This window comes from Streptomyces sp. NPDC085481 (genome assembly GCF_044541845.1).
In the GTDB taxonomy this organism is placed as follows: domain Bacteria; phylum Actinomycetota; class Actinomycetes; order Streptomycetales; family Streptomycetaceae; genus Streptomyces.
The window spans coordinates 1-19,343 of the sequence record NZ_JBITTJ010000024.1 but is presented as its reverse complement, the minus strand read 5'-3'; the positions used below and the strand labels follow the sequence as shown (position 1 = coordinate 19,343).

20 protein-coding genes and 1 pseudogene are annotated in these 19,343 nt (G+C 72.2%); 8 read left to right on the top strand and 13 right to left on the bottom strand.

Going from position 1 to position 19,343, the window contains the following annotated elements; translation table 11 throughout:
* The first annotated feature begins 115 nt into the window (after window positions 1-115).
* Window positions 116-1,645: an FAD-binding oxidoreductase gene (locus ACIGEZ_RS33335; protein ID WP_399838875.1), complete on the top strand. Its 1,530-nt coding sequence runs from the start codon at window positions 116-118 to the stop codon at window positions 1,643-1,645.
* Here the strand turns inward: ACIGEZ_RS33335 and ACIGEZ_RS33330 are convergent.
* Together ACIGEZ_RS33330 and ACIGEZ_RS33325 are read right to left on the bottom strand one after the other, a co-directional pair.
* Window positions 1,612-2,118, bottom strand: coding sequence for a DUF3291 domain-containing protein (locus ACIGEZ_RS33330; RefSeq protein ID WP_399838873.1), 507 nt, complete (start codon window positions 2,116-2,118; stop codon window positions 1,612-1,614). The two genes, ACIGEZ_RS33335 and ACIGEZ_RS33330, sit on opposite strands and share 34 nt — an antisense overlap.
* 32 nt (window positions 2,119-2,150) lie before the next feature.
* Complete coding sequence (locus ACIGEZ_RS33325; RefSeq protein ID WP_399838870.1) at window positions 2,151-2,849, bottom strand: helix-turn-helix transcriptional regulator; 699 nt, start codon at window positions 2,847-2,849, stop codon at window positions 2,151-2,153.
* Between the two features lie 251 nt (window positions 2,850-3,100).
* On the opposite strand from ACIGEZ_RS33325, the gene recA reads away from it, so the two are divergent.
* Window positions 3,101-4,237 carry a recombinase RecA gene (gene recA, locus ACIGEZ_RS33320; protein WP_399838868.1) on the top strand — a complete coding sequence of 379 codons (1,137 nt, stop codon included), beginning with the start codon at window positions 3,101-3,103 and terminating at the stop codon, window positions 4,235-4,237.
* On the top strand, window positions 4,128-4,808 hold the full coding sequence (gene recX, locus ACIGEZ_RS33315; protein WP_399838865.1) for a recombination regulator RecX: 681 nt from the start codon (window positions 4,128-4,130) through the stop codon (window positions 4,806-4,808). The genes recA and recX overlap by 110 nt, the downstream gene beginning before the upstream one ends.
* Window positions 4,809-4,824: 16 nt before the next feature.
* Here recX and ACIGEZ_RS33310 read toward each other — a convergent pair whose 3' ends face one another.
* From ACIGEZ_RS33310 to ACIGEZ_RS33275, 8 genes are all read right to left on the bottom strand, one after another.
* The gene (locus tag ACIGEZ_RS33310) at window positions 4,825-5,268 is read right to left on the bottom strand and encodes a rhodanese-like domain-containing protein (protein WP_399838863.1); all 444 of its coding nucleotides are present in this window, start codon (window positions 5,266-5,268) and stop codon (window positions 4,825-4,827) included.
* Entirely contained in the window at window positions 5,265-5,816 is a 552-nt protein-coding gene (locus ACIGEZ_RS33305) for a cysteine dioxygenase (RefSeq protein ID WP_399838928.1), read from the bottom strand. The genes ACIGEZ_RS33310 and ACIGEZ_RS33305 overlap by 4 nt, the downstream gene beginning before the upstream one ends.
* A gap of 126 nt (window positions 5,817-5,942) precedes the next feature.
* The gene (locus ACIGEZ_RS33300; RefSeq protein ID WP_309544753.1) at window positions 5,943-6,014 is read right to left on the bottom strand and encodes a putative leader peptide; all 72 of its coding nucleotides are present in this window, start codon (window positions 6,012-6,014) and stop codon (window positions 5,943-5,945) included.
* 47 nt (window positions 6,015-6,061) lie between these two features.
* A complete protein-coding gene (locus ACIGEZ_RS33295) occupies window positions 6,062-7,711 on the bottom strand; it encodes an FAD-dependent monooxygenase (RefSeq protein ID WP_399838861.1) in 1,650 nt (549 codons plus the stop codon).
* Between the two features lie 161 nt (window positions 7,712-7,872).
* Window positions 7,873-8,805, bottom strand: a complete 933-nt coding sequence (locus ACIGEZ_RS33290; protein WP_399838858.1) for an amino acid ABC transporter permease — start codon at window positions 8,803-8,805, stop codon at window positions 7,873-7,875.
* Window positions 8,802-9,449 carry an amino acid ABC transporter permease gene (locus ACIGEZ_RS33285; RefSeq protein ID WP_399838856.1) on the bottom strand — a complete coding sequence of 216 codons (648 nt, stop codon included), beginning with the start codon at window positions 9,447-9,449 and terminating at the stop codon, window positions 8,802-8,804. The genes ACIGEZ_RS33290 and ACIGEZ_RS33285 overlap by 4 nt, the downstream gene beginning before the upstream one ends.
* Before the next feature lie 101 nt (window positions 9,450-9,550).
* Complete coding sequence (locus ACIGEZ_RS33280) at window positions 9,551-10,468, bottom strand: glutamate ABC transporter substrate-binding protein (RefSeq protein WP_399838853.1); 918 nt, start codon at window positions 10,466-10,468, stop codon at window positions 9,551-9,553.
* An 87-nt stretch (window positions 10,469-10,555) separates the two neighbouring features.
* On the bottom strand, window positions 10,556-11,341 hold the full coding sequence (locus tag ACIGEZ_RS33275; protein ID WP_399838851.1) for an amino acid ABC transporter ATP-binding protein: 786 nt from the start codon (window positions 11,339-11,341) through the stop codon (window positions 10,556-10,558).
* 284 nt (window positions 11,342-11,625) lie between these two features.
* Between ACIGEZ_RS33275 and ACIGEZ_RS33270 the strand changes: the two genes are divergently transcribed.
* Window positions 11,626-12,330 carry a response regulator transcription factor gene (locus ACIGEZ_RS33270; protein ID WP_399838849.1) on the top strand — a complete coding sequence of 235 codons (705 nt, stop codon included), beginning with the start codon at window positions 11,626-11,628 and terminating at the stop codon, window positions 12,328-12,330.
* Between the two features lie 18 nt (window positions 12,331-12,348).
* Window positions 12,349-13,788: an ATP-binding protein gene (locus ACIGEZ_RS33265; protein ID WP_399838847.1), complete on the top strand. Its 1,440-nt coding sequence runs from the start codon at window positions 12,349-12,351 to the stop codon at window positions 13,786-13,788.
* A 22-nt stretch (window positions 13,789-13,810) separates the two neighbouring features.
* Here the strand turns inward: ACIGEZ_RS33265 and ACIGEZ_RS33260 are convergent, their stop codons facing one another.
* Together ACIGEZ_RS33260 and ACIGEZ_RS33255 are read right to left on the bottom strand one after the other, a co-directional pair.
* Window positions 13,811-14,809 carry a TAXI family TRAP transporter solute-binding subunit gene (locus ACIGEZ_RS33260; RefSeq protein ID WP_399838844.1) on the bottom strand — a complete coding sequence of 333 codons (999 nt, stop codon included), beginning with the start codon at window positions 14,807-14,809 and terminating at the stop codon, window positions 13,811-13,813.
* Between the two features lie 289 nt (window positions 14,810-15,098).
* Complete coding sequence (locus tag ACIGEZ_RS33255) at window positions 15,099-16,013, bottom strand: LysR substrate-binding domain-containing protein (RefSeq protein WP_399838842.1); 915 nt, start codon at window positions 16,011-16,013, stop codon at window positions 15,099-15,101.
* A gap of 119 nt (window positions 16,014-16,132) precedes the next feature.
* On the opposite strand from ACIGEZ_RS33255, the gene ACIGEZ_RS33250 reads away from it, so the two are divergent.
* From ACIGEZ_RS33250 to ACIGEZ_RS33240, 3 genes are read left to right on the top strand one after another with little or no spacing between them, the layout of a single operon-like run.
* Window positions 16,133-17,275, top strand: a complete 1,143-nt coding sequence (locus tag ACIGEZ_RS33250; RefSeq protein ID WP_399838839.1) for a four-carbon acid sugar kinase family protein — start codon at window positions 16,133-16,135, stop codon at window positions 17,273-17,275.
* Window positions 17,272-18,288: a 4-hydroxythreonine-4-phosphate dehydrogenase PdxA gene (pdxA, locus tag ACIGEZ_RS33245; protein WP_399838838.1), complete on the top strand. Its 1,017-nt coding sequence runs from the start codon at window positions 17,272-17,274 to the stop codon at window positions 18,286-18,288. Before ACIGEZ_RS33250 ends, pdxA begins: the two co-directional genes overlap by 4 nt.
* 12 nt (window positions 18,289-18,300) lie before the next feature.
* Window positions 18,301-18,984: a HisA/HisF-related TIM barrel protein gene (locus tag ACIGEZ_RS33240; protein WP_399838835.1), complete on the top strand. Its 684-nt coding sequence runs from the start codon at window positions 18,301-18,303 to the stop codon at window positions 18,982-18,984.
* Between the two features lie 12 nt (window positions 18,985-18,996).
* Here the strand turns inward: ACIGEZ_RS33240 and ACIGEZ_RS33235 are convergent.
* Window positions 18,997-19,343, bottom strand: a pseudogene (locus tag ACIGEZ_RS33235) (hypothetical protein); the annotation flags it as partial.

Sequence of the window (19,343 nt, the reverse complement as noted above, 5' to 3'; positions counted from 1 at the left end):
GCCAGAAGGGATTGCCCTGATGCCTTGGTGTGAACCGGCCACGTCCCGGTGCGCCGCGGCGGCCCTCCTGCCGTGAGCTCCGACACGATGGCGCACACCGAGGAAAGGGAGCACCGTGAGTCTCAGCCGCCGGACCGTACTTCGAAGGGGAGTCCAGGCGACCGCGATCGGCCTGACCACGACCTGGGCGGGAGGGCACACCGCCGCCGAAGCGGCCGGCTTTCCGGGCGTCCCCGCTCCAGCTCCTGCTCCCGCTCCCGATGCCGCGGCCTGGCGCGCCCTCGCCCGCAGCCTGAGCACGGGGGCGAAGCTGTACCGCCCGACGAGCGCGGACTACCGCCGGGAGGCCCTGCCGGACAACCTCCGGTACGCGGGCGTCCTGCCGGCCGGCATCGTCGCCTGCGCGACGGAGGCCGATGTGCAGGCCTCCGTACGCTGGTCGGCGGCGCACCATCTGCCCTTCGCGCCGCGCTCCGGCGGTCACAACTACGCCGGTTACTCCACGACCCGCGGCCTGCTCATCAGCCTGCGCCGGATGAACGGCGTAGCGGTCCACGGCACCCGGCTCGTGCTCGGTGGCGGCGCCACCAACTCGGACGTCTACGCCGCCAGGGCCGCCAACCTCTACTTCCCGGGCGGACGCTGCCCCGGAGTGGGCGTCGCGGGCCTCACCCTCGGCGGCGGCCTGGGCTTCAACGACCGTAAGTGGGGCCTGACCTGTGACCGGCTCGCCCAGACGCGGGTGGTCCTCGCGGACGGCTCGCTCGTCCAGGCGGCGGTCGCCGAGAACCCCGACCTGTTCTGGGCCTGCCGGGGCGGGGCGGGCGGCAACTTCGGCATCAACACCGGCTTCGTCTTCGATGCCACCTCGGTGGCCGACCAGGTGGCGACGGTCTTCGAGCTGTCCTTCGACCTGAAGGCGGCGGTCCGCCTGATGGACGTGGTCCAGGAGATCCTGCGGTCCGACCGCGGCAACGACTTCGACATCCGGATCGGGTTCAAGAATCCCGGCGACGGAACGCCCGCCGCCATCGCCCTGCTGGGCCAGCGGCTCGGTACGGAGGACGAGCTGCGCGCGCTGCTTGCCCCGGTGCTCGCGCTCGGGCCGTCGAAGCGGTTCATCGAGCAGCGCCACTTCTGGGACGCCCAGGACCGCCTCATGGAGCGGCCGGGACCGGGCAGCGCCACGGCCTCCAAGTCCCTGGTGCCGAACCGCTGGCTGGGCCAGGGGATCGTCGAGTCCATCGTCGAATGGGTCCGGGCCTGGCGCCCCGGCGCGCCCGGGAACGCCGGCTACGTCACGCTCTTCGCGATGGGCGGCAGCAGCGGCGAGCCGGCCGCCCACGACACGGCGTACCCGCACCGCGACGCGACCTTCGTCATCGACATCGGCACCCACTGGGACCCCGCGACCCCGCCCGAGGCCGTCCGGGACCTGCTCGCCCAGACCCGCGCCATGCACCGTGTCCTGCGCCGCGACCTGAAGACCTCGGCGGCGTACGTCAACTTCCCCGACCCCGACCTGCGCCAGTGGCAGACCGCTTACTACGGCCCCAACTACGACCGTCTGGTCGAGGTCAAGCGCCGGTACGACCCCACCGGCCTGTTCCGCTACGACCAGGCGGTCGGCGCCGGGTCCGCCTGAAGGTGCTGCGCGGCCTCGACGGCGCTGTAGGAGGAGGCGAAGGTGAACGCGCGCGGGGACGGTCCGTGTGCCCGCAGGTCCGCCAGTCGTTCCAGGGCCTCGTCGACGGTCGGGACGTGGCCGGCGGGAACCCACCAGAGCACGAGGTGCGCCTCGACGTGCCGTTGGAACCATTCGCGCCGCCGTCGCATGACCTCAAGGTGCCCGCTGCGGTAGGCGAAGTCCCACAGCGCCTCCTGCGTCTCCCACACCGACAGGTTGACGATGACGTCCTCACCGGCCGGACGCAGGCCGGTGGCGTCGGCCGCACCCTCCTCCACCAGCCGCCACACGAAGCCGGGCGCGCCGTCGGCGGCGGCGTTGACCGGATCGAGCAGCTCGACGAACGGCGCCACGCGCGGGTCGTCGAAGGGGTGGAGGAGCGTGGCGATGTTGAGCTGGGCGAGGTGGGCGGCGGGCGCGGATGCGGTCATGGCCTCATCCCAGCACGGCGCGGTTTTCTATGTCAATCACCATTGTTTTTAGAAGCCTCGACCACCACGCAGCACTCCCCGGGCCGGGCGTCCATGCGGGCGCGGACGGGGCCGTCCGTGCCGAGCAGCCCCTCCAGCAGTGCGAGGTTCATGCCGCAGACGAGCGGTGGGAAGCGTTCGGCGACGGCGTGGAAGGGGCAGTTGCGCATGCGGACGACGGGTCCGGCCGACCCGGTCGCGCCCTCGGGCCCCTCGGGGCTCCCGTTGGCTTCCAGGTGCGGTTCGTAGCCGCGGTCGGCCAGTGTCCTCATGGCCTCTTCGAGGTCGCCGCAGGGAGCCGCCGAGCCGCGCAGGGCCTCGCCCCGGCGGCGTGCGGCCGCGCAGAGCCCGGCGTCGAGCCCGGCCTGTTCGGCGGCCTCGGCGAGCAGCTCGGCGGCGGTGCGGTAGTCGCGGGCGGGCAGCGACACCGACCGCTCGGCCCGCGCCCGGGTGTACACCTTGGCGGGACGGCCCGCCCCCGGCCCCGAGCGCCCCGTCAGGCGGCGGCTGCCGCTCTCCAGGAGCCCCGCCTCGGTCAGTCTGTCCAGGTGGTGCGCGGCGAGCGTGCGTGCCACCCCGGCCGCCTCGGCGGCCTCGTTGCGGCCGACCTCGCGGCCCTGCGCCACCACGAACTCGTACAGGCGGCGCCGCACGGGATCCTGCAGCATGGCGATCGCGTCGATGTCGTTCACCAGGCCATTCTAGGAACAACGCGGGTTGGAGATAGAAGCGCGGCCGCCCTGTCGGGTCGCTCTCACGGGTCGGCGTGGTGCGCTTGACACCAAAATCGAACATCCATTCTCATGGAAGGGCCAGGCCTTGGAACCACCGGGTTGTCGCCGAGTTATCCACAGGTCGGACGGGACGTCGGGGCCCATTGTCAGTGGCAGGGGTTAGCGTCTTTCACATGAAGCGATCGACTCAAGCAAACCGGGTGGAACCCATGGCAGGAACCGACCGCGAGAAGGCGCTCGACGCCGCGCTCGCACAGATTGAACGGCAATTCGGCAAGGGTGCCGTCATGCGCATGGGCGAGCGCTCGAAGGAGCCGATCGAGGTCATCCCGACCGGGTCGACCGCCCTCGACGTCGCCCTCGGTGTCGGCGGCCTGCCGCGCGGCCGTGTCGTGGAGATCTACGGACCGGAGTCCTCCGGCAAGACGACCCTCACCCTGCACGCGGTCGCCAACGCGCAGAAGGCCGGCGGCCAGGTCGCGTTCGTGGACGCCGAGCACGCGCTCGACCCCGAGTACGCCCGCAAGCTGGGCGTCGACATCGACAACCTCATCCTGTCCCAGCCGGACAACGGCGAGCAGGCGCTCGAGATCGTCGACATGCTGGTCCGCTCCGGCGCCCTCGACCTGATCGTCATCGACTCCGTCGCCGCGCTCGTCCCGCGTGCGGAGATCGAGGGCGAGATGGGCGACTCGCACGTCGGCCTCCAGGCCCGGCTGATGAGCCAGGCGCTCCGGAAGATCACCAGCGCGCTCAACCAGTCGAAGACCACCGCGATCTTCATCAACCAGCTCCGCGAGAAGATCGGCGTGATGTTCGGCTCGCCGGAGACCACGACCGGTGGCCGCGCGCTGAAGTTCTACGCCTCCGTCCGTCTCGACATCCGCCGTATCGAGACCCTCAAGGACGGCACGGACGCGGTCGGCAACCGCACCCGCGTCAAGGTCGTCAAGAACAAGGTCGCGCCGCCGTTCAAGCAGGCCGAGTTCGACATCCTCTACGGCCAGGGCATCAGCCGCGAGGGCGGCCTGATCGACATGGGCGTGGAGAACGGCTTCGTCCGCAAGGCCGGTGCCTGGTACACGTACGAGGGCGACCAGCTGGGCCAGGGCAAGGAGAACGCCCGCAACTTCCTGAAGGACAACCCCGATCTCGCCAACGAGATCGAGAAGAAGATCAAGGAGAAGCTGGGCGTCGGCGTCCGGCCCGAGGAGCCCTCGGCCGAGCCGGGTGCGGATGCCGCGAGCGGCCCGGACACGGCGGCGGACGCGGACGACGCGGCCAAGTCCGTTCCGGCACCGGCCAAGGCCGCCAAGGCGACCAAGGCCACTGCGGCCAAGAGCTGAACCGGTGACCGGCCGCACCGAATGGCCGGACGACAGCCCCGACTCGTCGAGGGCCGAGAAGGAGCTGTCGTCCCAGGATCCGGCTGAGCGGGCGCGGGCGATCTGCCTGCGCCTGCTCACCGGGACCCCCCGCACCCGCAAGCAGCTCGGCGACGCCCTGCGCAAGCGGGAGATCCCCGACGAGGTCGCCGAGGAGGTCCTGTCCCGCTTCGAGGACGTCGGCCTCATCGACGACGCCGCCTTCGCCGGGGCCTGGGTCGAGTCCCGGCACCACGGCCGGGGGCTCGCCCGCCGGGCCCTCGCCCGCGAGCTGCGGACCAAGGGCGTCGACGCCTCGCTCATCCAGGAGGCCGTCGACCGGCTCGACTCCGACCAGGAGGAAGCCAGGGCCCGCGAGCTGGTCGAGCGCAAGCTGCGCGCCACCCGCGGCCTCGAACGCGACCGGCGGCTGCGCAGACTCGCCGGGATGCTCGCCCGCAAGGGCTACCCGGAGGGCATGGCCCTACGGGTGGTCCGCCAGGCCCTGGAGCAGGAGGGGGAGGACACCGACGGGCTGGAGGAGACCCTCTGACCCGCCGCCTCCACGGCTAGCCCGCCGCCTCCACGTCCGCCCCTGCCGCCTCTGTCGGCGGCGGCAGGACCGGGAGGCCCGCCTCCTTCCAGGCCTGGAAGCCGCCGATCAGGTCCGTCGCGCGGTGCAGGCCCAGCTGCCGCAGGGACGCGACCGCGAGGGACGAGGCGTAGCCCTCGTTGCAGAACACCACGATCCGCAGGTCGTGGCTGTCCGCCTCGGGCGCGCGATGGCTGCCCAGCGGGTCGAGCCGCCACTCCAGCTCGTTGCGCTCGACCACCAGCGCACCCGGGACCAGGCCGTCCCGCTCGCGCAGGGCCGCGTAGCGGGTGTCGACAAGGAGCGCGTCACCCGTCTCGTACGCCTCGAACGCCGTCCGGGCGTCGATCCGGTCGAGGCCCGCCCGGACCCGCTCCAACAGCTCGTCGATTCCGATGCGTTCGACGTTCTCGCCGCTCACTGCCAGTCCTCCGGACGCTCGACCTGCTCAAGACGGAGCACCGCGCCCGAACGGCTGAAGCGCCGGATCAGCGGCAGCGGAGGGTAGTAGGCGTGCACCGAGACCGCGTGCTCGGCCGTGGACTCGTTGAGCACCTCGTGCACATGGTGCCGGCCGAAGGCACGGCCCCGGCCGGCCGGTAGCTCCCGGCCGCGGTCCACGCCGTCGGCCAGCTCCAGGGTCTTCCAGCCGCTCGCCGGGAGCCGCACCGCGAGCGAGTTCTCCCGCAGGGCGCCGCGCGCGGTGGCGAAGGCGCCGAGCGACTCGGCGTGGTCGTGCCAGCCGGTCCCCGTGCCGGGCGGCCAGCCGATGAGCCAGGCCTCGGCTCCGCCCGGGCCGTCGAGCCGTACCCAGGTGCGGCCTTCGGGGTCGAGGGGGAGCGAGGCGATCAGTTCGGTGTCGGCGGCCGTACGCCGGACGAAGTCCAGCAGATCGGCCGCGGTGGGAGAGCCGTCACGGGAGACGCCACGGGAGCTGTCACGGGATCCGGCGGCGGAGTCGTCGGCCAAGGCGTCGGGCGAGACGGAAACGGGTGTGAGGGAGTGCTGCGTCGTGGGCACGGATGACCGTCCTGAGGTTCGCGAAAGCGCGCACGACCGAGCGGGCGCGCGAAGAAGCGGTAGAGGGCTGCGAATTCAGCAGGACGGACGACACACGCAGCCGGCATAGCGGACCAGGTCCATATGGACCCTCCGCCACAGGCGCACATCGGTGTCGGTCACGTTCCGGAGTAGACCATGCGCGCCTGTGAGGGTCAATTCACGTCCGCCGTGCGGTCGCTGTCGGTGGCAACGTCCTCGACGGCCGGGCTTCCGCCCCGTACCGCGTCCGCCGCCGCGTGCAGCTCCTCCGGGCGCACCCCGGCGAACGCGGCGGCCAGATGGCCGTCCGGGCGCACCAGCAGGACGGCGTGCGCGGGAGCACCGGGGTAGCCCTCCGTCACGAGGAGCTCGGCCGGCGCCGGCAGCGTGTCCACGGCCTCGGCGAGCCGCGGCATCACTCCCGCGCTCATCCAGTGCCGCCGGTCCCACACCCCGGTGCCCGGGGCGACCAGGAGCACCAGGAGCCGCCCCTGTCCCAGCCGGTCCCGGAGCCGTACCGTCGTGCCGTCCGGAGCGGTCACCCGGACGTCCTCGACCGGCGCGCCGTCCGGCGTACCGACCGGGATGCGGCCCTCGGAGCCCGGCGCCGCCAGCGGGGAGTGCGGGTAGGCGGGCGGCGCGCCCAGCGGGCCGCGCCCCAGGTGGCCGTCGGTGAGCAGGGCGTCGTGGCCGCGCCCGCCGCCGGGCAGGTAGGTGCGCAGGCCCCCGCCGCCGCGCAGCACGGGCAGCGACTGGTCGGCCGCCCGCAACCGGGAGGCGACGGCCGACCGGCGCTCGCTCTGGTAGCTGTCGAGCAGGGCGGGCGGGGCGCTCCTGTGATGCCAGGTGTGGGCGAGCTTCCAGGCCAGGTTGTCGACGTCCCGCAGCCCCTCGTCGACCCCCTGGGTGCCGACCGCGCCCAGCAGGTGCGCCGCGTCCCCGGCGAGGAAGACCCGGTCCACCCGCCAGCGCCGGGCGAGCCGGTGGTGCACGGTGTGCACACCGGTGTCGATCAGGTCGTACGGCGGGGTCGCCCCCTCGCACCAGCCGGCCAGGGTGTCGCGGATCCGGGACACGAGCGCGTCGGGCGTGACCAGCTCGCCGCGCGGCGGCAGCAGCCAGTCGATCCGCCACACCCCGTCCGGCAGCGGTCGGGCCGCGATCTCCTCGCCGGCCCCCCGCCACGGCGGCCGGCGGTGCAGCAGGGCCTCGCCCGCCCAGGGAAGTTCGGTGCGCAGCGCGGCGACCGCGTGCCGCTCCACCGCCGTACGCCCGGGGAAGCGGACGCCGAGCAGCTTGCGGACGGTCGAGCGGGCGCCGTCGCAGCCGACGAGGTGGCTGCCGCGCCACCAGGTGCCGTCGGGACCGCGGGTGTGGGCGCTGACGCCGTGCTCGTCCTGCTCCACGGTGTCGACTCGGGAGTCGGTGACCAGGCTGACGAGCTTCTGCCGTGTGATCGCGTCGCGCAGACCGCGCGCCAGGGCGTGCTGGGGGATGTGCAGCGGGGCGGCGGGGCCGTCGGTGCCGTCCGCCGCGCCGGCGTCGCCGGACAGGCCCAGGTCGAGTGTCACGTGCCGCGTCTGTTGCCTGCGGCGCAGGGAGCGCCACCCGACCCAGCGGACACCCTCGTCACGGAGCGTGGTGCAGCCGAGCCGCTCGACCAGGGCGGCCGTGTCGGCGCGCAGGACGACGGTCCGCGCGGGCCTCGGCTCCTCCTTGCCCGGGCTCTCGTCGAGGACGACGCTGGGCACGTCCTGGGCGGCCAGGGCGAGGGAGAGCGCGAGGCCGACGGGCCCCGCGCCCACGATGATCACCGGGTCCACGGTGTGGCTCCTGAAGGCCGTTCGGTCATGCGGGAAGCACAGCAGAGTGTGGCGCGGGCCCGGAGCTTGATCACAGAACGTATGCAACCCACTGCGGGTGCGTGCGTCAAGTGACGGGGGCAGCGGCGCTCGCCACTGCCCCCGGATGATGTCACATACCGTCAGTTCTTCGTGATGCCAGGGCCGTCGGCGCGGTCTGCGTCGGGGTGGCCGGCCTGGGGAGGAACGCCCTGGGCGGCGCCGGCGGCCGGCACCCCGGCCCTGGCCGCCGTGTCGTCGGCCAGGACGCCGGTCTTCGCCCGGCGCCCCCGCTTCTCGATCCACGTGGCGAGCGCCGAGAGCGCGAGGCACATCGCGATGTAGATGGTGCCGATGACCACGATCGTCGACACGTACGGGTACTGGCCGTTGACCTGCGTGTTGGACGCGATCAGACGGGCGGTCTGGAGCAGCTCGGGGTAGAGGATAACGAACCCGAGCGAGGTGTCCTTGAGGGTGACCACGAGCTGGCTGATGATCGTCGGCAGCATGGCCCGGACGGCCTGCGGCAGCAGGACGCTCGTCATGACCTGCGTCTTGCTCATGCCGAGCGCGTACGCGGCCTCGCGCTGCCCGCGCGGCACGGCGTTGACGCCGGCGCGCAGCACCTCGGCCTGGACGCAGCCGTTGTAGATGGACAGGCCGAGCGCCAGCGCCCACATCGAGTAGTCGGTCAGGAAGCCGACCCACACGGCGTAGATCGTGATCAGCAGCGGCAGGGAGCGGAAGACCTCGATGAACGCGGTGGCCGCCCAGCGGACCGGCTTGTGGTCGGAGAGCCGCGCGACGGCGAGCAGCACACCGAGGACCAGCGAGCCGACGGCGGCGAGGCCGAAGGCCTTCAGGGTGGCGAGCACGGCGTCGGCGATGTTCTGCCGGATGCCCGCGTAGTTGAAGATGTCCCACATCTCGGGGGCGAGGTGCCCCTTGTCGCTCAGCCGCATCACGCTGACCGCGAGCAGGGCGAGGATGGCGACCGAGCCGAGGACGGCGTAGATCCGGTTGCGGACCTTCGCCTTGGGGCCGGGGGCGTCGAAGAGAACGCTGGCGCTCATCGGGCGACCTCCATGTTGCGCTCGAGGAGTCGGAAGACACCGCTGATGGCGAAGGTGACGACCAGGTAGGCGACGGCGACCCAGAGGAAGACCGGGGCGATGGCGTAGCCCTGCTCGCTCATCAGGGTCTGCCAGCCGAAGAGTTCGGTGACGCTGAAGGCGCCGGCGATGGCCGAGTTCTTGGTCAGGGCGATGAAGATCGAGCTCAGCGGCGGCAGCACGGTCCTGGTGGCCTGCGGCAGCACGATGAGCCGCAGCGTCTGCGCGAAGCTCATGCCGAGCGAGCGGGCGGCCTCGGCCTGGCCCAGCGGCACGGTGCTGATGCCGGAGCGGACGGCCTCGCAGACGAACGACGAGGTGTAGAAGCCGAGCGCCAGCGAGCCGAGCACGAAGGGGCTCATGCCGGGGAAGAGGATCTCCGGGACGACGAAGAAGAAGACCAGGAAGAGCAGCGTCAGCGGGGTGTTGCGCAGCAGCGTCACCCACGCGGTGCCGAAGAAGCGCAGCGGGGGGACGGGCGAGACCCGGAAGCCCGCGATGACGATGCCGAGGACCAGGGCGATGACCGAGCTGACGGCGGTGATCGACACGGTTCCTATGAATCCGTCGCGGAACTCCGGGAAATGGTCGAGCAGTACGTTCATGAGGACTCCGCGTCGGCAGTCAGCGGCAGGTTACGGGCAGGGGGCGGGGCGCCCCGTAGCACCGGAGGCGTACGGGGCGCTCACGCGAGGTGGTGCGGCGATCAGTAGCGGACGACCGCCGGCGGCGCGGTGTAGGCCGAGCCGGAGAGACCGAGCGTGGCCTCGTAGATCTTCTTGTAGGTGCCGTCGCCCTCGTACTTCTCGAGGATGTCGTTCACCTTGTCGCGGAGGACCTTGTCCTCCTTGCTCATGCCGATGCCGTAGGGCTCCTCGGTGAACGGCTTGCCGACGACCCTGAGCTTGCCGGAGTTGGCGGCCGCGTAGCCCTTGAGGATCGAGTCGTCCGTGGTGACGGCGTCGACCTGCTTGGTGAGCAGCTGCTGGACGCAGTCGGAGTACTTGCCGAGCTCGACGGTCTCCGCGCCGTACTCCGGCTTCTTGATCTCCTGCAGCGGGGTCGAGCCGGTGATCGAGCAGACCTTCTTGCCCTTCACGGACTGCGGGCCGGTGATGCCGGTCTCGTCCTTGCGGACCAGGAGGTCGGCGCCGGCCTTGTAGTACGGGCCCGCGAAGCCGACCTGCGCCTTGCGCTTGTCGTTGATCGTGTAGGTGCCGACGTAGTAGTCGACCTGGCCCGTGGAGATCGCCGTCTCGCGGAGCTTGGAGTCGACCGTCTTCCACTCGATCTTGTCGGCGGAGAAGCCGAGCTCGGCCGCGATCATCTTCGCGATCTCGACGTCGAAGCCGGAGCGCTCCTTGGTCGCCTGGTCCTCGAAGCCGAGGTACGGCTGGTCGGCCTTGGAGCCGATGATCAGCTTGCCGCGCTCCTTGGCCTTCTTGAAGGTCGGTGAGTCCAGGCTCACGCCGGAGGCGACGGTGTACGTGGGGAGCTTGGGGGCGCTGGAGTCGCCGGGCTTGGTGGCGGGCTTGTCACCGGCCGAACCCTCCTTGCCGCCACAGGCGGTCGCGGTCAGCGCGAGCACGGCAACGGCCACGGCCGCGGTCTTGCGGAGCTTCATCGTGAACTTCCCTCAGGATCGTGGTGAGTTGATCGTCAGTGTGCAGCACATCGCCTGTGACGACTAAGGAGTTGCGGGCGCGTGCCCTCAGTGGTGGAGGATCTTCGACAGGAAGTCCTTCGCGCGGTCACTGCGCGGGTTGCTGAAGAACGCGTCCGGGGTCGCCTGCTCCACGATCTTCCCGTCGGCCATGAAGACCACACGGTTCGCGGCGGAGCGGGCGAAGCCCATCTCGTGGGTGACGACCACCATCGTCATGCCGTCCCGGGCCAGCTGCTGCATGACCTCCAGGACCTCGTTGATCATCTCCGGGTCGAGCGCCGAGGTCGGCTCGTCGAACAGGATGACCTTCGGATCCATGGCGAGCGCGCGGGCGATGGCCACGCGCTGCTGCTGGCCGCCGGAGAGCTGTGCCGGGTACTTGTCCGCCTGGGTGCCCACGCCGACCCGGTCCAGAAGGGCGCGGGCCTTGGCCTCCGCCGCCTTCTTCTCGGTCCTGCGGACCTTGATCTGACCCAGCATCACGTTCTCGAGCACCGTCTTGTGCGCGAAGAGGTTGAAGGACTGGAAGACCATGCCGACGTCGGAGCGCAGCCGCGCCAGCTCCCTGCCCTCCTGGGGCAGCGGCCTGCCGTCGATGGTGATGCTGCCGGAGTCGATCGTCTCCAGGCGGTTGATGGTGCGGCACAGCGTGGACTTGCCGGACCCGGAGGGCCCGATGACGACCACGACCTCGCCACGGGCGATCGTCAGGTCGATGTCCTGGAGCACATGCAGCGCGCCGAAGTGCTTGTTCACGTCGGACAGCACGACCAGGTCGTCCGTGGCCGGTACGGCGTCCTCCGAACCCTTGGTCACTGACACTCCGCTCATCGGCTTCTCGCTCCGTCCTGCTCGGTTGGGGAGGACACTAGGCACGCGGTACGAGGACCGTCATCAGATCTGAGCGAAGTTTGAGGATAACGATCCGGTCGCAACCGGACACACTGCGTGAACGGGGCGGCCGGTGCCGTACCGGGTGCATAACGGAAACGTGGGGGTAACGGGGGGACACTTGACTGTGACCGTGACCATCGGCGTTCATGCCCTGGTACACAGGTGGTCATGCGCGTCGCGCGAATGTCACGAGAGATCACGAGAGATTGCGGAGGAGGGCCATGAGACTGCTGCTCGTCGAGGATGACGACCACGTCGCCGCCGCGCTCTCCGCGATCCTCGCCCGGCACGGCTTCACCGTCACCCACGCCCGTAACGGCGAGGAGGCGCTGCAGGCCGTGCTGCCCGCCGCGCACGGCGAGCGCCCCTCGTTCGGAGTGATCCTGCTCGACCTCGGCCTGCCCGACCAGGACGGCTACCAGGTCTGCGGCCGCATCCGGAAGCTCACCACCACCCCCGTGATCATGGTGACCGCGCGCGCCGACGTGCGGTCCCGGATACACGGCCTCAACCTCGGCGCCGACGACTACGTGGTCAAGCCCTACGACACCGGTGAGCTGCTCGCCCGCATCCACGCGGTCAGCCGGCGCACCTCCGCGGGCGAGGACGGCGCGGGCACGGGCGAGGACACCACGCTCACGCTCGGCACCGTCACCATCGAGCTGCCCACCCGCCGGGTCAGCGTCGACGGCGACGCCGTGCCCCTCACCCGCAAGGAGTTCGACCTGCTCGCCCTGCTCGCCCAGCGGCCGGGCGTGGTCTTCCGCCGCGAGCAGATCATCAGCGAGGTCTGGCGCACCAACTGGGAGGGCACCGGGCGCACCCTGGAGGTCCATGTCGCCTCCCTGCGCTCCAAGCTGCGCATGCCCGCCCTCATCGAGACGGTGCGGGGCGTCGGCTACCGCCTGGTCTCCCCGGCCGCGTAACCGCAGACCCGACCGCACGTGCGCACCCGACTCCTCCCGCTGCTCATCGTCCTGATGGCCGGTGTCCTGCTCGCCCTCGGCTTCCCGCTCGCCGCGAGCCTGGCCGCCTCCGAGCAGCAGCGGGTGGTCGTCGACCGGCTCGACGACGCGGCCCGGTTCGCCGCGCTCGCCCAGTTCGTCAGCGAGAGCAGTTTCGGCCCCGACGAGCGCCGCACCACGCTCAGCGGCGAACTCGCCAGCTACCACGACGTCTACGGCATCCGTGCCGGCATCTTCTACCGCGACAACCGTGCCATGGCCGCCGCCCCCGAGGACTGGGTCGTACCGTACGAGGGGGAGGGCAGGCGCGCGTTCAACGAGGCCCTGCTCGGCCGGCGCAGCCACGACCCGCCGCAGGTCTGGCCCTGGCAGAGCCACGCCCGGCTCACCATCGCCTCCCCGGTCGTACGGGACGGGGACGTCGTCGCCGTCGTGGTCACCGACTCGCCCACCGGGCAGCTCCGCTCCCGCATCCTGCGCGGCTGGCTGCTGATCTTCGCCGGCGAGGCGGCCGCCATGCTGCTCGCGGTCGGCGCGGCCTTCCGGCTCACCGGCTGGGTGCTGCGACCCGTACGCGTCCTCGACGCCGTCACCCACGACATCGCCACCGGCCGCATGAAGTCCCGGGTCGCCGCCACCGGCGGACCGCCCGAACTGCGCCGCCTGGCCCGCTCGTTCAACGAGATGGCCGACAACGTCGAGGACGTGCTCGAACAGCAGCGGGCCTTCGTCGCCGACGCCTCCCACCAGCTGCGCAACCCGCTCGCCGCGCTGCTCCTGCGCATCGAGCTGCTCGCCCTCGAACTGCCCGAGGGCAACGAGGAGATCGCCTCCGTACGCACCGAGGGCAAGCGGCTCGCCCAGGTGCTCGACGACCTGCTCGGCCTCGCGCTCGCCGAGCACACCGCCGCCGACCTCAGGCTCACCGACATCGGCGCGCTCACCGACGTGCGGGTGGCCTCCTGGCGGCCGGTCGCCGAGGAGAAGGGCGTGACGATCACCGCCGACACCTCCGCGGTCACCGCCTGGGCCGACCCGGTGGCGCTCTCCAGCGCCCTCGACGCGGTGATCGACAACGCACTGAAGTTCACCCCGGCCGGGGAGGACGTCACCGTCGCCGTACGCCTCGACCCCGGGGGCCGGACGGTCGGCGTCGAGATCGCCGACCACGGGCCCGGGCTCACTGACGCGGAACTGGAACGCGTCGGGGACCGCTTCTGGCGCTCGAACCGGGACCAGAACGTCAAGGGATCGGGCCTGGGTCTCTCCATCGCCAGGGTGCTGCTCGCCGCGGGCGCCGGCACCATCGCGTACGCCCGCAATGAGCCGCACGGTCTCAAGGTGACGGTGACCGTGCCCAGGAACGACCCCCGGACGGGCCGCGACGGGCAGCAGGGTCAGGGCTTCAGCCAGCGGTGATCACGGCTTCGGCGAGCGGTGATCACGGCTTCAGCGAGCGGTAATAGCGCCGGGCGCCGTCGTGGAGCGGAAGCGGTTCGGTGTAGATCGCGGTCCGCAGGTCCACCAGCTGCGCCGGGTGGACCTGGCCGCCGATCCGGTCCCGGCTCCCGATCACGGTACGGGTGAAGCCCTCGACCAGGTCCGCGTCGGTGGCCTCGGTCGTGACCAGGATGTTCGCCACCGCCAGGGTGTCCACCGGGTTGCCGTCCTGGGCCAGCGAGTACGCGTCCGCCGGGATGGTCGCCGAGCGGTAGTGGCGGGTGGAGTCGCCCACGTCGTGCAGGCTCTCCACCAGCTTGGCGTCCAGCGGTACGAGACGGATCGGCAGCCGCTCGGACAGGGCCTGTACGGCCGTGGTGGGCAGACCGCCCGACCAGAAGAACGCGTCCAGCTCATGCCGCTCAAGGAGCCCCGGCATGGTGTCGATGCCGGCCGAGACGGGCCGGATGTCGACGTCCGGGGTGAGCCCGGCCGCGGCCACCACGCGGTCGGCGATCAGCCGTACGCCCGAGCCCGGCTGGCCGACGCCTACGCGCAGCCCGCGCAGGTCGGCCACCGAGCGCACGGTCGAGCCCTTGGGCACGACCAGCTGGACGTAGTCGTCGTAGAGCCGGGCACAGCCGCGCAGCTTCTCGAAGCCGGGCTTGCGGTCCCGCAGGTACTGGGCCACGGCGTCCGCCGTCGCCACGGTGAAGTCGGCCTCTCCGGAGGCGAGCCGGGCGAGGTTCTGCTGGGAGCCCTCGCTGTTCTTCAGCGTTATCGAGACGTCCGGGAGGTCGTGGGCGAGCGCCTGCTGGAGCAGCTCCCCGTACCGCTGGTACACGCCCGTGGGCACCCCGGTGCTGAAGGTGACATGCCCACTCGGCGGCTTCGTGCCGAAAGGAACCAGCCACCACACCAGGGCCCCGACCAGCACCAGGAGCGCCGCCGAGACCTGGAGGACACGGCGGCGTGCGGTACGGGAGAGTGCGGCGGGCATGGCGCGATCCTGCCAGCTCGCTGCCCGTCCTGGCCAGGGCGGCCCCGGCCGGGACGGGCGCTTTCACGATGAGCCACTGATCCACACGGCTCAGTAGGCGAAACCGGACTTCCCGGTCGTGGTCGCCGCGGCAGGGGTGATCCCGCTGCCCGGCGGCAGCGCGCTCACCATCGCGGTCCCGGTGGTGCCGACGGTGGTCCCTCGCCGAGCTGGGCGGCCGCGTAGGCGCCCCAGCCGATCACCCCCACGGTCCTCCTCGACCACGCCGGGGCCGTCCGCACCGTCCCGCTCAACCGATCCCGGCGCCGTCCGGTGGGACCAGGGACGCCGCCTGGCCCCGCAACCACTCCAGGAGTGCGGCGATCCGGGCATCGCGCTCCGGCGGGCGCGGGCTGAGCAGCCCGTAGCCCGTACCGTCCGCGACGAACCCGTACGGGGCCGCCAGCTGCCCCCGTACGAGATCGTCGCGGACCAGTGCGTACGGGCCGATCGCGACGCCCACGCCGGCGACGGCCGCCTGGAGGGCGAGGTAGAAGTGCTCGAAGGTCTGCTGGGAGGCGCTGGTGGCGGTGGTGGCCGTGGGCCCGGTCAGCCGGCGCCAGTCGTCCCAGGCGGCCGGCCGGGTGCTGGTGTGCAGCAGGGTGACGCCCCCGAAGCCACGACCCGTGAGGGTCTCCGCCAGCTCGGGGCGGCAGACCGGCCCGATCCACTCCTCGAAGAGCGGCACCCGGCTCACCCCCTCGGGCACCGGGAAGTCGTCCCGGCGCAGGGCCACGTCCACCGTGTCCCGGGCGAAGGCGACCTGACCGCCGCCCGCCGACAGGTGCAGGGTCAGCCCGGGGACCCGGGACGCCAGGTCCGGCAGGCGGGGGATGAGCCAGCGCATCAGGAGGGTCGGCTCGCAGGACAGGGCGAGCGGGCCGCCCCGCTCCCGGCCGGACACCTCCAGGGCGGCCGCCTCGATCAGGTCCAGCGCGTCCCGGACCGCCGCGGCGAGGCGCCGGGCCTGCGGGGTGGGGCGCAGGGAGCGCGGTCCGCGCTCGAAAAGGGGCGTGCCGAGGGCTCTCTCCAGGTTCTGCACCTGGCGGCTGACCGCCCCGTGCGTGACGTGGAGCTCCTGGGCCGCCTGGGTCATGCTCGCGTGGCGCACGGTCGCCTCGAAGGGGAGCAGGGTGTTCAGCGGGGGCAGGTCGGGTCGGCTCATGTGTGAAATCCCGTCACAGGTGGGGTGAGAAGGAATCGCTTGTCCTGCGGCTTCGTGCTGCGCCAGTGTTGATCGTGTCACCGATCCGCTTCACCGCGACCCTAGGGAGCCGGCCAGCGATGCCCTCCTCCGTCGTCGTCCTCGCCGACGACCTCACCAGCGCCGCCGACGGCGCCGCACCCTTCCGGAGGTCCGGTCACCGTGCCCTGGTCCTCTTCGCCCCGCCCGAGGGCCTTCCCGCCGCTGCCCCGGCCCGCGAAGCCGGGGTCACGGCCGTCGACCTCGGCACCCGCCTCGCCGACGCGACCGAGGCGGCCGACCGGACGCGGTGCGCGGCCGGGACCTTCGCGCGTGCGGACCTGCTGGTCAAGACGGTCGACTCGACCCTGCGCGGCCACGTGGCCGCCGAGATCCGGGCCGCCCTCACCGGCTCGGGCCGCCGCGCCGCGGTCGTCGCCCCCGCCTTCCCCGCGGAGGGACGCACGACGGTCGGCGGCGTCCAGTACGTGCGCGGGGTGCGGGTCGACGAGAGCGAGTTCGCCCGCGATCCCGCGCACCCGGTCCGCTCCGCAGACCTCACCCGGGTCCTGCCGGAGGCCACCGTCGTCGAGCCCGGCCAGCTCTGCGTCCTGTCCGAACTCATCAACACCGGCGGGGTGTTCGTGTGCTCGGCGGCCACCGACGCCGAACTGGACGCCGTCGTCGCCGCCGTGTCGCACCCGGAGGACGTCCTCTGGGTCGGCTCCCCGGGCCTCGCCGCCGCTCTGGCGCGCCGGCACCCCCGTGACCCCGCGGACGCGTTCCCCGAACTGCCCGCCGTGCGACGCCCCCTGACGGTCGTGGGCAGTGCCAACCCCGCCAGCAGGCGTCAACTCGCGGCCCTTTACGAGCAGTCGGGTGCGGCCGGCGCCGACGCCGAAGACCTCACGGCCCCCGTCCTGGCGCTGCACACGCCCGACGAGCCGGGCGCCGACCCCGCAGGGCTCGTCGACCGGCTCGCCTCGGACGCCGGGAAGCTGACCGGAATGGGGCTCGCCGACGGACTCGTCCTCACCGGTGGGGAGACCGCCGCCGCCGTCCTCGGCGCGCTCGGCGCCACCGGCATCGAGCTGTACGACGAACCCGAGCCCGGCATCGCCCGCGGCACCGTGTACGGGCCCGGGGCACCCCGCGTCCCCGTACTCATCAAGGCCGGAGGCTTCGGCGACGACGGCACCCTCGTCCGCCTCTGCGCCCTCCTCGCGGACGGAGCGGCCCGATGACCGGCAAGACGCCGCACCCGACGAGCCGCCCCATCGCCGTCACCATGGGCGACCCCCACGGCATCGGCCCCGAGATCACCGTCCGCGCCTGCGCCGACCCGCGCCGCCGCCCCCCGGTCGTCGTCATCGGCGACCCCGACGCCCTGGCCCGGGCCTGCCGCACCACCGGTACGGAGCTGACGGTGCGGACCATCGACTCCGCCGACGGCGCCGGGCGCACCCCCGGCGTCCTCGACGTCCTCGCGGAAGGCCCCGCCCTCCCGGCGGACCTCGCCCTCGGCACGGTCGACGCCCGCGCGGGCGCGGCCTCCTTCGCGTACGTACGCCGGGGCATCGAACTCGCCCTCGCCGGGGAGGTACGGGCGATCACCACCGCCCCCATCAACAAGGAGGCGCTGCGGCTCGCAGGCCTGCCGTACCCCGGGCACACCGAGATCCTGGCCGAGCTCTCGGGCACCGAGCGGTACGCCATGATGATGGCCAACGACGAGCTGCGGATCGTCCTCGTCACCGTCCACCAGTCGCTGCGCAGCGCGATCGACGCGCTCACCGTCGCACGCGAGCTGGACATCATCCGGCTCACCGACGCGACCCTGCGCGGCGGCACCCGTGCAGGTGAGCGTCCGCCCCGGATCGCCGTCGCCGGTCTCAACCCGCACGCGGGCGAGAACGGCCTCTTCGGCCGCGAGGACCTCGACGTCATCGCCCCCGCCGTACGCGCGGCCCGCGCCGAGGGCATCGACGCGAGCGGGCCGCATCCCGCGGACACCGTCTTCATGCGGGCCCGGGCGGGGGAGTTCGACGCCGTCGTGGCGCAGTACCACGACCAGGGGCTCATCCCCGTCAAGTACCTGGGCCTCGAGCACGGCGTCAACATCACCCTCGGCCTGCCGTTCGTCCGTACCAGCGTGGACCACGGCACCGCCTTCGACCTCGCGGGCACCGGCGCGGCCGACCACACGAGCCTGCTCACCGCCCTGCACCACGCCGACGAACTCGCCCAGACGACCTGAGGACGGCCCTTCGTGGACTTCATCTTCATGCTCACCCGTGACGACCGGACCGTCACCGACTGCCTGCACGTCCTGGACACCGTCCGGGACCTCGGCATCACCCACATCGGCTTCAAGGACGTCGGCGTGGACCCCGCGACCCTGCACCGGCTCCACGAGCAGATCAGGGAGCTGGGCGCCACCAGCCACCTCGAGGTCGTCTCCACAGGCCGCGACCATGCCCTCGACTCCGTACGGGCCGCGATCGACCTCGGCGTCGACTGGCTGATGGGCGGCACCTGGATCGAGGAGACCCTTGCCCTGCTCGCCGGCACCCCGGTGCGCTACCTGCCCTTCGCGGGCGAGCCCCAGGGCCACCCGACGCGACTGGCCGGCTCCCCGGCCCGCATCGCCGACGACTGCCGCCGCGCCGAGGCGGCCGGCTGCGCGGGCGTCGACCTGCTCGCCCACCGCGCGACGGAGGCCGCACCGCTCGACCTCGTCCGGGCGGCGCGCGCGGCCACCACGGGGCGCCTCGTCGTGGCGGGCTCGCTCACCACGGCCGCCCAGATCCGCGAGCTGGCCGAGGCGGGGGTGGACGCCTTCACCATCGGCTCGGCCGCCTTCAACGGCTCCCTGCTGCCGAGCGCCGGAACGCTGACCGCCCAGCTCTCCGTCGCCTTGGAGGCGGCGGCGGAGAGCCGGGCGGTGGTGTGAGCGGGGAGCGGATCAGCCGAAGGACTTGATGGCGCTCCAGTTCACCGACAGGACCGTCTTGACGGCGGCGCCGGTGTTGGTGGTGGACGGGTGGTAGACCTTCATCGTGCCGTCGGTGCCGGAGCGGACCCAGAGGTCGGGGATCCGGTCGTTGTTGACGTCCGGGATGCCGATGACGGCGGTGATGTTGGTGGTGGTCCAGTTGGTGCCGTAGGAGGTGTCGACGCCTTCGCGGGAGGCCGCGGCGGTCTTCAGCGAGTTGATGTCGACGCTGCCGGTGACGGTGCCGGGCTTGCCGTGGCGGATGTAGATGGTGCCGGAGTCGAGGCTGCGCCAGAGCAGGTCGGGCGTTCCGTCGA

Excerpts from the sequence above, each read along its gene's own strand:
- ACIGEZ_RS33250 (WP_399838839.1), top strand. The coding sequence starts at position 16,133 with ATGCCCTCCTCCGTCGTCGTCCTCGCCGACGACCTCACCAGCGCCGCC.
- ACIGEZ_RS33255 (WP_399838842.1), bottom strand. The coding sequence starts at position 16,013 with ATGAGCCGACCCGACCTGCCCCCGCTGAACACCCTGCTCCCCTTCGAG.
- ACIGEZ_RS33290 (WP_399838858.1), bottom strand. The coding sequence starts at position 8,805 with ATGAGCGCCAGCGTTCTCTTCGACGCCCCCGGCCCCAAGGCGAAGGTC.
- ACIGEZ_RS33285 (WP_399838856.1), bottom strand. The coding sequence starts at position 9,449 with ATGAACGTACTGCTCGACCATTTCCCGGAGTTCCGCGACGGATTCATA.
- recX (WP_399838865.1), top strand. The coding sequence starts at position 4,128 with ATGCCGCGAGCGGCCCGGACACGGCGGCGGACGCGGACGACGCGGCCA.
- ACIGEZ_RS33275 (WP_399838851.1), bottom strand. The coding sequence starts at position 11,341 with ATGAGCGGAGTGTCAGTGACCAAGGGTTCGGAGGACGCCGTACCGGCC.
- recA (WP_399838868.1), top strand. The coding sequence starts at position 3,101 with ATGGCAGGAACCGACCGCGAGAAGGCGCTCGACGCCGCGCTCGCACAG.
- ACIGEZ_RS33270 (WP_399838849.1), top strand. The coding sequence starts at position 11,626 with ATGAGACTGCTGCTCGTCGAGGATGACGACCACGTCGCCGCCGCGCTC.
- pdxA (WP_399838838.1), top strand. The coding sequence starts at position 17,272 with ATGACCGGCAAGACGCCGCACCCGACGAGCCGCCCCATCGCCGTCACC.
- ACIGEZ_RS33280 (WP_399838853.1), bottom strand. The coding sequence starts at position 10,468 with ATGAAGCTCCGCAAGACCGCGGCCGTGGCCGTTGCCGTGCTCGCGCTG.
- ACIGEZ_RS33330 (WP_399838873.1), bottom strand. The coding sequence starts at position 2,118 with ATGACCGCATCCGCGCCCGCCGCCCACCTCGCCCAGCTCAACATCGCC.
- ACIGEZ_RS33260 (WP_399838844.1), bottom strand. The coding sequence starts at position 14,809 with ATGCCCGCCGCACTCTCCCGTACCGCACGCCGCCGTGTCCTCCAGGTC.